Origin of the sequence: Kribbella turkmenica (genome assembly GCF_004348725.1) — a bacterium.
Classification (GTDB): Bacteria; Actinomycetota; Actinomycetes; order Propionibacteriales; family Kribbellaceae; genus Kribbella; species Kribbella turkmenica.
Window position 1 is genome coordinate 1 of record NZ_SMKR01000178.1, and the last position, 15003, is coordinate 15003.

Below are 15003 nucleotides of genomic sequence, written 5' to 3' on the forward strand. Positions count from 1 at the left end.
GTGATCCTGGTCGCCCCCGACGGGAAGAAGCCCAAGAATCTGCAGGCCGACCGCGTCGTCCGCACCCTGGACGCGGCGCAGGCTCTCGTCCGGGCGAAGAACTCGCAGTCCGACCTCCGTGTCCTCCTGACCGGCGGAACCCACGAGCTCCGCGAACCGCTGCGCTTCGACGCGCGGGACGGCGGCCGCAACGGTCACACCGTCACCTGGCAGAGCGTTCCCGGCCAGCGCGCCGTTCTCTCCGGCGGCTCGCAGGTCACCGGCTGGACGCTTCACGACCCCGCCAAGAACATCTGGGTCGCCGACGTGCCGACCGGCATCAGGTCACGGCAGCTCTACGTCGACGGCAAGCTCGCCCAACGCACTCAGCTGTTGATCGCCGAGTCCAAGAAGACCCGAGGCCACCTCGCCTTCAGCCGGCGCGGCCTCACCGTGAACGACGCGGCCCTCGCCGAACGGATCGCCGGGCTCTCGAACCCCAGTGAACTCGAGATCGAGGAGATGGGGTCGTTCACCGACCGCTACTCCCCGGTCCGGACGGTCGACGGCAACACCCTGGTGATGGAGCAGCCGGCCTGGGACAACAACAACTTCGGGTACGACACCCTCAAGTCGCCGTACAACCGGGGCGCGGTCTACCTCAACAACGCCTACGAGCTGATCTCTGGCCCGAACCAGTGGTACCTCGACTCCGCCAACGGCAAGGTCTTCTACCAGCCGGCCGACGGACGGTCGATGACGGCGGCCGACGTACGCCTGCCCCGCCTGGAGTCGCTCGTCCAGGTCGGCGGCAGCTACCGCGAGCCCGTCAAGAACCTTGCCTTCAGAAACTTGACCTTCGCGCACACCACCTGGAACTTCCCCAGCGGCCCGAACGGGTACGTCGACCAGCAGAGCGGCGCGCACATCGTCGGCGAGTACGCCAAACCCGCCGACTTCCTGACCAGCTGCCAGGACGGCTGTCCGGAGTTCGAGAAGAGCCGGAACGAGTGGCACCAGATCCCCGCCGCGGTCCAGGTGTCGGCCGCCGAGCGGGTGAGCTTCGACGGCAACCGGTTCGAGCAACTCGGGTCCGTCGCGCTCGGCCTCGGCATGGACCCGAACGCGTATGCGTCCGGCGTCGGCTACGGTGCGGCCCACATCGCCGTACGCCGCAACACCTTCACCAACTCGGCCGGTTCGGGCATCGTCGTCGGCGGCGTCCAGCCGGACGCGCATCACCCGCGCGACCGGCGGATGGTCAACCACGACGTGACGATCACCGACAACACCATCTCGACGGTCGGCCAGGAGTACCGCGACAACGCCGGCATCCTGTCGACGTACGTGACCCGGGCAACGATCACCCACAACACCCTCACCGACCTGCCGTACGACGGCATCGACATCGGCTGGGGCTGGGGGATCAACGACCCCGGCGGCAACCTGTACTACCTCGAGGCCGGGCTCTACAACCACCAGCCGATCTACCGCACGCCGACCACGTTCCGCGAGAACTACGTGGCCTACAACCTGATCCACGACACCAAGCAGGCGATGCACGACGGCGGCAGCATCTACACCCTGTCCGCCAGTCCCGGCACCGTGATCGAACGCAACTACGTCTACGACAGCCGGGTCACGTTCGGCGCGTTGATCGACCAGGGCACCCGGTACGTCGTGATGCGCGAGAACGTGTTCCTCGGCAGCAGCCGCTGGGTCTACGTCAACTCCGACGACGGCAACCCGGACACGTTCAACACCAAGGACAACCTGATCACCAAGAACTGGTGGGACGTCGGCCCGGCCCGGAACCCGGAAGGTCCGGGCTACAACAACCGGCTCGTCGACAACGTCCAGATCACCGACGGGGTCTTCCCACCCGAAGCCCAGGAGGTGATGACCGGAGCCGGCGCCCGGCCCTGACCGCCGGCCGGCACCCGGCACTACCCCCAGCCGGGGGCCTAGCCGGCACCCGGCACTACCCCAGCCGGGGGCCCACACCGGGCCCCCGGCCCCCGTCGGCTCGCACGGAGCTACGGACAGTCGCTCGAACCGGGCTGCCGCCTCGGGCCGGAGGCGCTTCGGTCCCGGCGCTCAGACGAGGCCTCGGCTCGGGGGGCCTGGAGGAATGCTTACGGCCTCCACTCCAGGTCGTCTCCCTCGAACCGGAGGGCGGCCGAGCCTACCGGGCGGCATAGGCGGGAGTGATCGCGCTGCTTCAGCGCACGCCGTTCCACCTCGGACAGCCCACCCCAGACTCCGGCGTCCTGACCGGTGTACAGCGCCCAGTCCAAACAGTCCTCGATGACCTCGCACCGCCGGCAGACCCTCTTCGCCTCTTCGATCTGCAGCAACCCCGGCCCCGCCGTCCCGATCGGAAAGAACAGCTCGGGATCCTCGCCCGCACACGCACCTCTCAGTTGCCAACTCACGACAGCGCGTCCCCTGCACGCACTCTCGTGCCTCGGCCGCGGCCTCTCATGCTGCTCTCCTCGGTCGACAATCCTGTCCTGAAGCCAAGACAGCACTGACGCCCCCATTTGTGACATCTGGTTGCCCAGCACAAGCACCAACCAGGCCATCTCCATACTGCCGATGGTGCGGACGCCGCCCTCCACCAGATCACGCCGGCGAGCCATCCAGCGGGACTCGCCGCGAGATCGGGATGCGCCGCCTGCGCCCGAGCCACCGCCGTCAGGATCATGTGCTTCGACACTGCTCGCGTGCGCCGTGATCCGCCATCCAAGTCGGTGCGCTGCCGGCACGTACGCATCCAGCCCGCGATCACCGTGCCGAGGTGAGCCACCGAACCGGATAGCCTCAGTGAATCGGACTCGGACCGGAGCGCGACGTACGCCCGTGCAGGAGGCAAGTGTGGAAATCCCGGCCAGGTTTCACGACCTGCTGTCCTCGAAGGCCATCGCGTTCGTCGGCACCCTCGGCAAGCGTGGAGAGCCTCACGTGACCCCGTTGTGGTTCTACTGGGACGGCGTCCGGGTCCGCATCAGCCTGGTGGAGAACCGGCAGAAACTCCGGAACCTCCGCCGCGATCCGCGCATCACGCTCGCGATCGTGGATCCGGCCCAACCGACGTACTACCTCGAGCTCCGCGGCCGGATCGACGATCTCACCCCGGATCCGGACTTCGCGCTGGAACAGACGATCGCGCGGAAGTACACCGGCGCGTGGACCGACGTGGAACCACCAGGCACTCCGCGCTACGCGACCAGCATCCTCGTCGAACGCACCACCAGCCAACTCGGCCACCCCTGACCACCAGCGGTCATCCGACACGAACCGTGAGGTCGGATGTCGGTAACTCGTACTTGCTAGTGCGGGGTGCGATCTGGACTGTCCAGTCGCCGGGGGCGGGATGCCGACCCGGCCTTCGTACTGGCCTGGGCCGACCTTGGTGAGCGGGACCGCGACCGGGCCGATGGTCTCGCTGGACTGGCTCCAGCGCACCGTCGGTAGAGCGAGCGGCTCCAGGGGCCGGCCATCCTTGGTCCGCAGGTAGAGCTGCACCGAGTTCTGGTCTACGACGGCTCGCTCCGGAACACAGGCGGCTGCGTGGGCGCGTGACAACCACCCGGAGCCGGTCAGCACCAGTCACCAGGCAATCGGCAACGCCCCGATCGCAACCGGGCGGTCCCCGCGGAGACTCCGCACCGCGCACACCGATCCGGCGCGGCCGCGGCCCGGCGTCGAACTCGCACAACCGAACGAGACAGATCCTTCAACACAGTGAACCCACGCTGCAGAAACCCGAGCCGGCACTACGGCAAGACATCAGGTCGTGGTGGGACGACGCCGATCCCGCAACGGATCAGTGTTCGACGGGGAGGCCGGCCATCGACCACTCGGGGAAGCCGTCCTCGAGGCGGTACGCCGTGCGTCCGTTCTCGGTCAGCAGCCGGACCGCGTCGTCGGCGTACACGCAGTACGGTCCGCGGCAGTAGGCAACGATCTCGGCCCCGCTGCGTACGTCGTCGAGCCGGTCCCGCAGTTGCGCGACAGGCAGCGAGATCGCGCCGGGCAGGTGGCCCGCGTCGTACTCCGCGGCCGGCCGGACATCCAGTACGACGACGTCGCCCGCCCGCAGGCGCATCGCCAACTCGTCGCGGGTGATGGTTTCGAGTGAGCCGCGGTCGCCGAGGTAGTCCCGGGCGAGTCGCTCCAGACCGGTGGCATGTTCTTCGGCGGCGGCGCGCAGGGCGTGCCACAGGTTCGCCACGGACGAGCTGGCGAGGGTGTAGTACACATGCGTCCCGGAACGTCGGGTCCGGACGAGGCCGGCGCGCAGCAGCCGCTGCAGGTGGTGGGACGTGTTCGCCACGGACTGGTCGATCTCGCCGGCGAGTTCCTCGACCGATCGCTCGCCCTGCGCGAGCACGTCGACCAGCTCGGCCCGGCGCCCGTTCGCGAATGCTTTCGCCGCCTCGGTGAGCGCGTCGAACAAGGCCGCCTTCGCCGCGTGCTCACCCATCGACCAGCTCCTGACCTGGCTATTCAAAACTTCTCTTGACAATAGCGCAGGACCCGGCGTGTTATGCAAGGAGTTCCTTGAACCGTGGGGAGGGGCTCGCGTGACCGTAGTACCGGTCGTGGACGAAGGCCTGGGCAACTCGGCGTACCTCGTCGATCTGGGCGACGGCCGGGCGCTCGTGGTGGACGTCAGTGTCGACCTCCGCGCCACGTCGGCGGCGGCCGGGCGGCGTGGGCTGACAGTGGCCTTCGCCGCCGACACGCACCTGCACGCCGACTTCGTTTCCGGTGCCCGGCAGCTCTCGGCCGGCCATGGTGCTCAGGTGCTTGCCTCCGCTGACGGTCAGCGGGAGTTCGAGCACCGCGGTCTTCACGACGGCGACGAGGTCGACCTTGGTGGACTACGGCTCCGCGCACTCGGTACGCCGGGCCATACGCACGAGCACCTGTCATTCCTGCTGCTCGACGACGACCGTCCGCTCGGGGTGTTCACCGGCGGCTCGTTGATCGTTGACTCCGCGGCCCGGACCGATCTGGTGTCACCCGACCAGACCGAGGCGCTGGCGCGTGCGCAGTACGCGTCTCTGCAACGGCTGATCGAGCTGCCCGACGCGGTCGCGGTCTGGCCAACGCATGGCGCCGGGTCGTTCTGCTCGGGACCGCCGGGCGTTGACCGGGTCAGCACGATCGGCCGGGAGAAGGCGGCGAATCCCCTGCTCCAGGTCGAGAGCGAGGACGCGTTCGTGAAGGAGCTGCTCGGATCGCTCGGCAGCTTCCCGGCGTACTTCCACCGACTGGCCGAAGTCAATCGGCGTGGACCGGCGTTGCGGGACCGGGCTCCGTCGCTGCCGCCACTCGACGTCGAGGCGCTCCGGTCGATGGAGGCCGAGCTCATCGACGTGCGGCCGGCCGCCCACTTCGCCGCCCACCACGTGCCGGGGGCGCTGTCGATTCCGTTGCGGGCGGCGTTCGCTTCCTGGCTCGGCTGGCTCGCCCCGAACGACAGGCCGTTGGTCGTCATCCGCGACCCCGATCAGGACCCGGACGAGATCGCCTGGCAGGCCGCGAAGATCGACTACCGCTTCACCGGCGAGCTCACCGGCGGCACGGAAGCCTGGGCCGCGGCCGGACAGCCGGTCGAGGGCCTGCCCATGATCCGGCCGGGCGAGGTCGCAGGCGCGGTGCTCGATGTCCGGCAGGAGTCGGAGTTCGAAGGCGGCCACCTGCCGGATGCGCAGCACATCGAGCTGGGTTCGCTTCCCGATCGACTGGCCGAGATACCGCGTGGGCCGCTGGTCGTGATGTGTGGCCACGGAGAACGTGCGATGACCGCGGCAAGCCTGTTGCAGCGCGCCGGGCGTCGCGACCTCGCCGTACTGAGCGGCGGTGCGGCGGACTGGTCCGCGGCTACCGCTCGCGCCCTCGAGGCCGGCTGATGCGTCTGGGGATCCGGGCGAACCTTGCCCAGTTCAGCCTGCTGGTAGGGGTGAACGCACTCGTGGGCGGCATGCTCGGGCAGGAACGCACGGTTCTGCCCTTGCTGGCCGACGAGACCTTTCACCTGACCGGGTACACGTTCCTGCTGACCTACGTACTCGCGTTCGGCGTCACGAAGGCGGCGACCAACTACTTCGCCGGCACGTGGTCCGATCGCTTCGGCCGCAAGCCCGTACTGCTCGCGGGCTGGCTGATCGCGCTTCCCGTGCCGCTGCTGCTGATCTGGGCCCCGTCCTGGGCGTGGGTGATCGCTGCCAACGTGTTGCTCGGCGTCAACCAGGGCCTCACCTGGTCGACCACGGTGATCATGAAGATCGACCTCGCCGGACCACATCGGCGCGGACTGGCGATGGGCCTCAACGAGGCCGCCGGGTATCTGGCTGTCGCCGTCACCGCGCTCGCCACCGGGTACCTCGCCGCCCACCACGGTCTGCGTCCCGCGCCGTTCCTGCTCGGCCTGTCGTACGCCGCGCTCGGCCTGGGGCTCACCGTGTTCGCCGTACGGGAGACCCGGGACCACGCGAAACTGGAGGCCGCCGGCCACCAGTCGACCGGTGAGCTCACGAACCGGGAGGTCTTCGCCCGGACCAGCCTGCGCGAACCCGCGCTGTCGTCGGCCAGCCAGGCCGGGATGGTCAACAATCTCAACGACGGACTGGCCTGGGGCCTGTTCCCGCTCCTGTTCGCCACCGCCGGGCTGTCGGTGTCGCGCATCGGAATCCTGGCCGCGCTCTATCCGGCCGTTTGGGGCCTGGGGCAATTCGTCACCGGACCGCTGTCGGACCGCTGGGGACGCAAGCGGCTGATCACGACGGGCATGCTCGTGCAGGCGGTCGCGCTGGCCATGGTTGCTGCGGTCGAAACCTTTCCGGCGTGGGTGGTGGCCGCGATCCTGCTGGGCGTCGGCACCGCGATGGTCTACCCGACGCTGCTCGCCAGCATCGGCGATGTGGCCCATCCGGCCTGGCGCGCCCGGGCGGTCGGCGTCTACCGGTTGTGGCGCGACGGCGGCTTCGCGGTCGGCGCGGTGCTCGCCGGCGTGGTCGCCGACGTCTGGGGCCTGCGTGCCGCGGTCTGGGTCGTCGCGGTCGTGACCGCGGTGTCGGGCCTGGTCGTCGCGGTCCGCATGTACGAGACGCATCCCCGTCGTACCGTTGAGGTTCAGGGGGAGGCGCGATGATCTATCTCGACCACAATGCGACCACGCCGATCGATCCGGCCGTCACGGCCGCCATGCTCCCGTACCTGAGCCACGCCTTCGGCAACCCGTCGAGCGAACATCAGTACGGCGTCGAGCCGCGAGCCGCGCTCGCTACCGCGCGACGGGAGATCGCCGGGCTGATCGGGGCGGGTGACGGGCGGATCGTGTTCACCGGCTCGGGGTCGGAGGCCGACAACCTGGCCATCCGCGGTGTCGTCCTGGCGGCGACGTCGGAGAGTCCCCACGTGATCACCCAGGTCACCGAACACCCCGCCGTACTGCAGGCATGCCGTGCGCTCGAGCGCTGGCACGGCGTGGACGTCACCTACCTGCCCGTCGACGGTTCCGGCCTGGTCGACCCCGGCGACCTGGACGCGGCGATGACCCCGCAGACCGTGCTGGTGTCGATCATGGCGGCGAACAACGAGACCGGCGCACTGCAGCCGGTCGCCGATCTGGCCCGGATCGCCCGTGACTACGACGTACTGTTCCACTGCGACGCCGCCCAGCACATCGGCAAGCTGCCGTTCGACGTCGATGCCCAGGGCATCGATCTGGTGACGGTCGTCGGTCACAAGATGTACGCCCCCAAGGGAGTCGGCGCGCTGTGGGTGCGGTCCGGCGTACCCCTCGAACCGCTCGTGTACGGCGGCGGACAGGAGTACGGCGTTCGGGCCGGCACCGAGAGCGTCGCGCTGGCGGTCGGACTCGGCGCCGCCGCCCGGTTGGCATCCGGGCACGTCGGCGATCCGTACCGGATCCAGAAACTCCGCGATGCCCTTCAGGACCGCCTGTCCGAGGCTTTGCCCGGCCGGGTCGTGCTCAACGGACCGTCCGGGCGCCGACTGCCGAACACCCTGAACCTCAGCATCGAGGGCACGATCGCTTCTGACGTACTCCGCAACGCGCCGGAGCTCGCGGCGTCCACCGGCTCGGCCTGCCACAGCGGTGATCCGGCCCCGTCCCCCGTCCTCACGGCAATGGGCGTCGACCGCGACCGCGCTCTGGCCGCGATCCGGCTGTCGCTCGGTCGCTGGACGACCGTTGAGGACGTGGACACCGCCGTGCAACAGTTGGCCGCGGCAACCCTGACCGGTGGCGACTGATGGCGATCGACGAGTGGCTCCTGAACATCCGGGCCGAGCTGCAGCGACTCACGCCGGCGGAAGCCTTCGACGTCGTACGCCGAGGCGAGGCGCTGATCGTGGACACGCGGCCGGAGTACCAGCGACGCGCGGGCGGCGAGATTCCGGGGGCGATCGTCATCGAGCGGAACCATCTCGAATGGCGGCTCGACCCCGGAAGCGCGGCACGGATCCCGGAGGCGGTGTCCTTCGACGTCCGGTGGATCGTTTTGTGCGAAGGCGGGTACTCCTCCAGCCTGGCCGCTCACTCGCTGAAGCAACTCGGCCTGCACCGCAGTACGGACGTCATCGGCGGCTTCCGAGCCTGGCAGACAGCCGGTCTACCGGTCGACCACCCCGCCACTCCAACGCCGCCACGCACCCCTGAGCCCGCGAGCTGACCGCCACACCAGCGGACCGGCAGCGCGACCAGTCCCGGATCCGCGGCGGGTGTCGTGCAGCGCCTGCCGCCGATCGTCTTCTCAGTGAAGAGACCTCACCGAGAAGGGAAACGACCATGCCAGCGACCGTGAACGCGATCGACATCGCAGTGACCGACCTGACCGCCGCCATCGAGTTCTACCGGCGACTCGGCCTCGAGTTCGTCCGGGACGAGCACTGGCCGGACGACCACGCGGGCTGCGACCTGCCCAACGGACTGCACCTGATGCTCGACAGCGACGACCTCCGCGGCAAGATGACCGCCGGCTGGACCCCACCCGCGACCGGACGCACCTTCCTGACATTCGAACTGGAGTCACCCGCCGCGGTGGACGCCAAGTACGCCGACCTCGTCGCCAACGGCGTCACCGGCATGCAGGAACCGTTCGACGCTCCCTGGGGAATGCGCTACGCCACCGTCACCGACCCGTCCGGCAACGGCGTCGACCTGTTCGCCGGCCTCCCCAGGGACTCGTGAACGCCCGGCCGGGGAGAATCACCGTGTGAAGAAGCCCGAGACCGACCCCGTGATCGCCCGCAACCGGAGGGCTGCCCACGACTACCAGCTGGGCGAGTCCTGGGAGGCGGGGATCGTGCTGCAGGGTCCGGAGGTGAAGGCGCTCCGTGCCGGGCGGGCGTCGCTGATCGGCGGCTTCGCGATCGTCGAGGACCGGGAGATCTGGCTGCACGGCGTTCACATCCCGCAGTACTCCCAGGCCCGCTGGTTCAACGACGGTTCACGCCGCAAACGGAAACTGCTCCTGCACCGCGCCCAGATCGACAAGATCGAACGCAAGGTCAACGAGAGCGGACGGACGATCGTCCCGGTGACGCTCTACTTCAAGGACGGCCGCGTGAAGGTCGAGATCGCCCTGGCCCGCGGCAAGAAGACCTGGGACAAGCGCCACGCTCTCGCCGAGCGGGAGGCCACCCGCGAGGCCGAGCGCGCGCTCAGCCGCCACCTGAAGGGCCACCCTGCCTGAGCACGTCACTGTGGCGGGCAATCACGTCGACGCAGCGTCGGAACTGCGCAGGCGTAGCCGGGTTCTTCCAGCCCAGCTTCTCGAGTGCCCAGCCGACGGCGAAGCCCGGCGTCCATCCGGCATCGGCCGACTCCGGATCGGCGACCCGCGCGTACCCGCGACGGACCAGGTCCGACCGGTCGTGCACGGGGTCGCCGGCATCCACCTCCCACTGGGCGAAGTCGTACGCCGGGGCCGAGAGGCCGGCGAACTCCCAGTCGATCAGGCCCACGACCGCCCCTTCGTGGATCAGGATGTTCTTCGGGCAGAAATCGCCATGGACGAGCGACGGCAGAGGCGCCGTACGGGTCGTCAGCTCGCGGCGCAGAAAGTCAGCGCCGCGCTCCACGGTCACAGCTGCTTCTGGGCCGAGCGCCTCCGCCACGATGCGTTCGACTCGCGCGACCTCGCGCTCATCGGGCGACCGCAGCTGATGCCGGAGGTACTGGTCATCTCCGGGAGCCACACTGTGCACCCGCGCCAGCGCCTCACCGGCATCGATGACCAACCGTTCGAGTTCAGCGGCAGGTACCGCACCGACGCACTCGGCGAGGGAGATGCCCGGCAGAAATTCCTGGACCGAAAAGGACAACAGCTCCTCGTTGTGCACCTGGTGCTCGAGGCCCAGCACCTCCGCGGTCGGCACGCCGACCTCCCGCACCTTCGTCATGAGCCGCGCCTCGTCGACGAACCACGGCGTAGGCTGCCGCGCGATCCGGACGACGACCGCGACATCGCGACCGAGCTCGGCGCGGTACGTCTCGTTCATCCCGCCACCGGCCAGCGGAACGAGACGCTCGACGCCGCGCCCACAGACCGCCCGCACCACAGAATCGATCGTCGCCACCGGCGTCGCCATCCCCCAAGTCTCAACCAGCGCTCCCCGGGCACGCACCAACATTTCGAGCCGACGAACGTCCTGAGGCCTGAACAGAAGACTGCCGGCGAAATGGGTCGCGCCACTCCAGCCTGACGAGTCACCACTCTGCGGCGTCCGCGCCGAACGGTTCCTCACACCGCTGATGCGGCGTTCTTGCGGCGGTTGGCGTTGAAGCGCGCCTTCTTCTGGCGGTTCCCGCAGGTGTTCATGTCACACCATTTGCGGGTGCGGCTCTGACTGGTGTCGAAGAAGGCGGCCCGGCAGGTCGGCGATGCGCACAGCGCCAGCTTTCCGTCTCGCTCACCCGAGATGATGCCGATCGCGTCGGCAGCGATCACGCCGAGGGCATCCTCCACGCGGGACGGCGAACTGAGCCGCCATCGCCGCTCCCCCTCGGGCGTCAGGACGGCCGCGGCCCGACCGTTGGCGCTGCAGTCATTGATGACCTGGACTGCAGATGCAGGAAGATCATCGTGGACCGCGGCCGCTGTCGCGGCGGCGTGGATCGACTCCCGCAGTTCCCGGGCGAGCTCGAGCTGGGCGCTGGTGCAGGAGTCCACCGCGAGCCCGCTCACTGCCAGCCAGTCGACCAGTCGGCGCGGCGTGGGAATGCGCTCCACAGCGTCACCGTGACGCTCCGACAGAGTCGCCGTGAAGCTGGTCGCCAGCACGCGACCGAGGCGAAAGTCGGGGAACTCCGCAGGCATGGAACCACCTTAGCAGGTTCACATCTCCCGGCTACCGTGATAGAACCGTCTTAGCCGGTTCGCGTGAGGCTGCAGCCGGTTCCGCGATGGCAGGAGGACTCATGTCCCGTCCGACCAGCGATGTGCAGGCATTCGAAGCCCGCGCAACTGACGCCGACCTCGACGAGCTGCGCGCCCGACTGGCGGCGGCGCGCCTACCCGAGCCCGAGACGGTCTCCGGCGCCGCACCCGGCCCTCGGCGATGGGAACAGGGCGTTCCTCTCGCCGACCTCGTCGATGTCGTGAACTACTGGCGCACCGGATACGACTGGCGACCGTTCGAGGAGCGCCTGAACCGCATCGGCCAGTTCCGTACGACCATCGACGACCTGGGCATTCATTTCCTGCACCGCCGCTCCGCGCGCGCGGCTGCCACTGCGGTGATCCTGACGCACGGGTGGCCAGGAAGCGTTGCCGAGTTCGTCGATGTCGTGGACGAACTGGCCGATCCGAAGGATGCGGACGCCCCGGCGTTCCACGTCGTCGTTCCGTCACTTCCAGGCTTCGGTTACAGCGACAAGCCCGCCACCACCGGCTGGGGAACCGAGAAGATCGCCGCCGCCTGGGTGGAACTGATGGGGAGGCTCGGGTACAGCAAGTTCGCAGCCCACGGCGGCGACTGGGGCGGCAAACATCACCACGGTTCTCGCCGGCAGGTTTCCGGAGCATGTTCTCGGCATCCACTCGACGTTCGCGGAGGGACCGCCCGGGTTGACCACGGACGGTCTGACGGCGGTCGAGCGCCGGTGGACCGAGGAGACCCGCGATTTCTGGCACAACCGCGCGGCGTACGCGAAGCAGCAGGCGACCCGACCGCAGACCATCGGCTACTCGCTCGTCGACTCACCGGTCGGACTGCTCGCCTGGATCCTCGACAAGTTCGCCGACTGGACGGACACCGAGGACAGCCCGTTCGAGACGATCTCCAGAGACCGCATTCTCGACGACGTCACGCTGTACTGGCTGACGCGGACCGGAGCATCGGCGGCCCGCATCTACTACGAGAGCCACAACTCGCTCGATCCCGGGCTCCGGGTCGACGTCCCGTCGGCGATCACCATGTATCCCCGCGACATCGAGAAGTGCCCGCGCCCGTGGGCACAGGAGCGGTACCGGCAGATCGTCCGCTGGAGGTCACCCGAACGCGGCGGCCATTTCCCTTCGCTGGAGGTCCCCGACCACTTCGTCCAAGACCTCCAGGAGGGCCTCGCGGCAGTGCTGGCCGCCAACCGCTGAAACGCGACCGGGTGTCGGCAGGTGACAGCCCGCTGGGTATGCGCTTGCCCAGCCGTCCCGAATCAGCAGTCGGGATGTGGGTACGTCGATTGAATGAGCACTGCCACCCAGCAACTTGCGCCTGCTCTCGAGATCGACGCCCGCCTGACCGAGATCGAACGCGGCGTGGACCTGCTGCTCAACCTCACGCCGACCAACGCGGCGGAGGCCTGGGCAGACTTCGAGCGCTGCGACTTCGCCACGGCGCCCACGCTTCACCTCAGACCGCTGACCTTCGAACCGGACCTGGTACGACGAGATCTCTACAGCCTCGAAGTCGAGAATGTCACCGACCCTGCCCTGCACACTCTCTTCCGGGTCAAGCGCGACGAGATCTCACGACAGCTCACAGCTCTCGAAGATCGCGACTCCTCACGGTTCGTCTACGGTTCGCTGCAACTGTACGGCGCGATCGGCCGGCCTCTCGCGGCCGTCGCGAAGGAGTTGCTCGAGGCCATCCCGCCCCAACCCCCCAGCGGCCGAAGCGTCACAGCCGGCGCGTTCGCGGAAGCGGCGCGCGCGGAGTTCGACCGCTACCGCGCCACGCACCCGGACTTCCCAGCGCAGGTCTGCGTGCGCGACGACGTCTCCGAACTGATGGTGTCGTTCGGCCGGCTGCTGATCCCCGAGACCGCGGCGATCAGGGCGGACCGCGTCGAGCCATTGCTGCATCACGAGATCGGCACCCACGTCGTCACCTACCAGAACGGCGCCCGCCAACCACTGACGCTGCTGACCATCGGACTCCCCGGGTACGACGAGACCCAGGAGGGCCTCGCCGTGCTCGCCGAGTACCTGACCGGCGGCCTGGACCCGCGGCGTCTGCGCGTCCTCGCCGCAAGGGTTGTTGCCATCGGCCTCATGCTCGACGGCGCCGACTTCCTGGAGATCTTCGAATCGCTGCGGGCAGAACATCGGATACCGACAAAGACCGCCTGGTCCATCGCCGTCCGGGTCGTCGTCGGCGGCGGGTCGGTCAAGGACGCGATCTACCTGCGCGGGATCACGCGCCTGCTCGAAGCGCTGGCAGAGGGCACCAGTCTCGACGTCCTGTTCGTCGGCAAGCTCGCGTTGGACCACATCCCGTTGATCCAGGACCTCCTCGACCGCGAGGTGCTCCAACCGCCATGGGTTCGGCCCCGCTGGCTCGACGTGCCCGGCGCTCAGGAGCGCCTCGACCGGCTGCGCGCCGGCGCGTCGGTCACGGACCTGTACGAAGGAGACGTGCCGGCATGAGACTTGCCTTCTTGGTCAACGACGTCGCCACCGAGATCGACGAGTACACCACGACACGCCTCGCGAGGGCCGCGGCCCGGGCCGGGAACGAGGTGTGGTACGTCGGGGTCTGCGACCTCGCGTTCGGGGAGAGCGACGGGCACCTCATGGCCCGGGCCCACGCCGCGGAGTTCGAGAACGGCGACACCCTCGAGACCTTCATGGAACGCGTCAAGGAGCGCGACGCCGATCGGATCGTCATGGACGACCTCGACGCCTTGTTCCTGCGCAACGAATCCATCGAAGACCTGCAGGAGCGGCCGTGGGCGAGTCCGCTCGGGGTGGTGTTCGGCCAGATGCTCAAGGATCGCGGCGTGACCGTGGTCAACGACCCGTCGTCGCTGCCCCGCGCGACCAGCAAGCTCTACCTGGAGGAGTTCCCGGACACGATCCGGCCCCGATCGCTGGTCACGCGTGACCCGCAGGCGATCGAACGATTCGCCGGCGAGATCGGCCACTGCGTCGTCAAGCCCCTGTACGGAGCCCGGGGGCGGAAGGTGTTCATGATCGACGACGACGGCGACGCGAACCTCGCCCAGATGACCGAGACGGTGCTCCAGGACGGTTACGCGATCGTTCAGGAGTTCGTCGAGGGCGGCGAGAACGGGGACGCCCGGATCTTCCTGCTCGACGGACAGATCCTCGAGCGCGACGGCCAGCCGGCCGCCTTCCGCCGAATCCCCAGGGGCAACGACCCTCGCGCCAACATCAGCGCCGGCGGACGCTCCGTCGCCCTCGAGATCGAGGACACCCAACGCGCGATCGCCGAAGCGATGAGCAAGAAGCTCGCCGCCGACGGCATGTACTTCGTCGGCATCGACGTGATCGGCGACAAGGTCGTGGAGATCAACGCGGAAAGCCCCGGCGGCATGCAGAGCGTCGAAAGGCTCTACGACATCGACATCTGCCCAACCGTCATCGAAAACCTGGAACGCCGCGCCACGTCGAAACGCTGAACTTCGCGGAGTCGTCGGACCGACCGTGCCCGGCGGCGAGGTCTACGTCGAGGCATCCAGTGGGCTGTGGTCGCCGACGAACCAGAGATGACCGAACGGATCCGTGAACGTGCCTTGCC

15 protein-coding genes and 1 pseudogene are annotated in these 15003 nt (G+C 68.7%); 12 read left to right on the forward strand and 4 right to left on the reverse strand.

Going from position 1 to position 15003, the window contains the following annotated elements; translation table 11 throughout:
• A partial coding sequence (locus tag E1218_RS29925; protein WP_132326295.1) for a right-handed parallel beta-helix repeat-containing protein occupies window positions 1–1905 on the forward strand: 1905 nt, incomplete at its 5' end.
• A gap of 209 nt (window positions 1906–2114) precedes the next feature.
• Here the strand turns inward: E1218_RS29925 and E1218_RS29930 are convergent.
• Window positions 2115–2414, reverse strand: a complete 300-nt coding sequence (locus E1218_RS29930) for a WhiB family transcriptional regulator (protein WP_132326297.1) — start codon at window positions 2412–2414, stop codon at window positions 2115–2117.
• 442 nt (window positions 2415–2856) lie between these two features.
• Here E1218_RS29930 and E1218_RS36295 point away from each other — a divergent pair, with 442 nt between their 5' ends.
• A complete protein-coding gene (locus E1218_RS36295; RefSeq protein ID WP_165949476.1) occupies window positions 2857–3255 on the forward strand; it encodes a PPOX class F420-dependent oxidoreductase in 399 nt (132 codons plus the stop codon).
• Window positions 3256–3808: 553 nt separating this feature from the next.
• Here E1218_RS36295 and E1218_RS29940 read toward each other — a convergent pair.
• The gene (locus tag E1218_RS29940) at window positions 3809–4468 is read right to left on the reverse strand and encodes an ArsR/SmtB family transcription factor (protein WP_132326301.1); all 660 of its coding nucleotides are present in this window, start codon (window positions 4466–4468) and stop codon (window positions 3809–3811) included.
• A gap of 100 nt (window positions 4469–4568) precedes the next feature.
• Between E1218_RS29940 and E1218_RS29945 the strand changes: the two genes are divergently transcribed.
• The 6 genes from E1218_RS29945 (at window position 4569) to smpB (ending at window position 9713) form a co-directional block, all read left to right on the forward strand.
• The gene (locus E1218_RS29945) at window positions 4569–5903 is read left to right on the forward strand and encodes an MBL fold metallo-hydrolase (RefSeq protein WP_132326303.1); all 1335 of its coding nucleotides are present in this window, start codon (window positions 4569–4571) and stop codon (window positions 5901–5903) included.
• Complete coding sequence (locus tag E1218_RS29950; protein WP_132326305.1) at window positions 5903–7144, forward strand: MFS transporter; 1242 nt, start codon at window positions 5903–5905, stop codon at window positions 7142–7144. The genes E1218_RS29945 and E1218_RS29950 overlap by 1 nt, the downstream gene beginning before the upstream one ends.
• Complete coding sequence (locus E1218_RS29955) at window positions 7141–8271, forward strand: cysteine desulfurase family protein (RefSeq protein ID WP_132326307.1); 1131 nt, start codon at window positions 7141–7143, stop codon at window positions 8269–8271. Before E1218_RS29950 ends, E1218_RS29955 begins: the two co-directional genes overlap by 4 nt.
• Window positions 8271–8690 carry a rhodanese-like domain-containing protein gene (locus E1218_RS29960; protein WP_132326309.1) on the forward strand — a complete coding sequence of 140 codons (420 nt, stop codon included), beginning with the start codon at window positions 8271–8273 and terminating at the stop codon, window positions 8688–8690. Before E1218_RS29955 ends, E1218_RS29960 begins: the two co-directional genes overlap by 1 nt.
• 116 nt (window positions 8691–8806) lie before the next feature.
• The gene (locus E1218_RS29965) at window positions 8807–9208 is read left to right on the forward strand and encodes a VOC family protein (protein ID WP_132326311.1); all 402 of its coding nucleotides are present in this window, start codon (window positions 8807–8809) and stop codon (window positions 9206–9208) included.
• A gap of 25 nt (window positions 9209–9233) precedes the next feature.
• Window positions 9234–9713, forward strand: coding sequence for an SsrA-binding protein SmpB (gene smpB, locus E1218_RS29970; RefSeq protein WP_132326313.1), 480 nt, complete (start codon window positions 9234–9236; stop codon window positions 9711–9713).
• Here smpB and E1218_RS29975 read toward each other — a convergent pair.
• On the reverse strand, window positions 9682–10611 hold the full coding sequence (locus E1218_RS29975; protein WP_132326315.1) for a phosphotransferase family protein: 930 nt from the start codon (window positions 10609–10611) through the stop codon (window positions 9682–9684). The genes smpB and E1218_RS29975 overlap by 32 nt on opposite strands.
• Before the next feature lie 152 nt (window positions 10612–10763).
• On the reverse strand, window positions 10764–11339 hold the full coding sequence (locus E1218_RS29980) for a CGNR zinc finger domain-containing protein (protein ID WP_132326317.1): 576 nt from the start codon (window positions 11337–11339) through the stop codon (window positions 10764–10766).
• Window positions 11340–11440: 101 nt separating this feature from the next.
• Here E1218_RS29980 and E1218_RS38000 point away from each other — a divergent pair.
• From E1218_RS38000 to E1218_RS29995, 4 genes and pseudogenes are all read left to right on the forward strand, one after another.
• Window positions 11441–11950, forward strand: a pseudogene (locus E1218_RS38000) (epoxide hydrolase family protein); the annotation flags it as partial.
• Between the two features lie 139 nt (window positions 11951–12089).
• The gene (locus E1218_RS37570) at window positions 12090–12614 is read left to right on the forward strand and encodes a hypothetical protein (RefSeq protein WP_233712569.1); all 525 of its coding nucleotides are present in this window, start codon (window positions 12090–12092) and stop codon (window positions 12612–12614) included.
• A gap of 93 nt (window positions 12615–12707) precedes the next feature.
• On the forward strand, window positions 12708–13889 hold the full coding sequence (locus tag E1218_RS29990; RefSeq protein WP_132326319.1) for a flavohemoglobin expression-modulating QEGLA motif protein: 1182 nt from the start codon (window positions 12708–12710) through the stop codon (window positions 13887–13889).
• Entirely contained in the window at window positions 13886–14884 is a 999-nt protein-coding gene (locus E1218_RS29995; RefSeq protein WP_132326321.1) for an ATP-grasp domain-containing protein, read from the forward strand. The genes E1218_RS29990 and E1218_RS29995 overlap by 4 nt, the downstream gene beginning before the upstream one ends.
• Window positions 14885–15003: the final 119 nt, after the last annotated feature.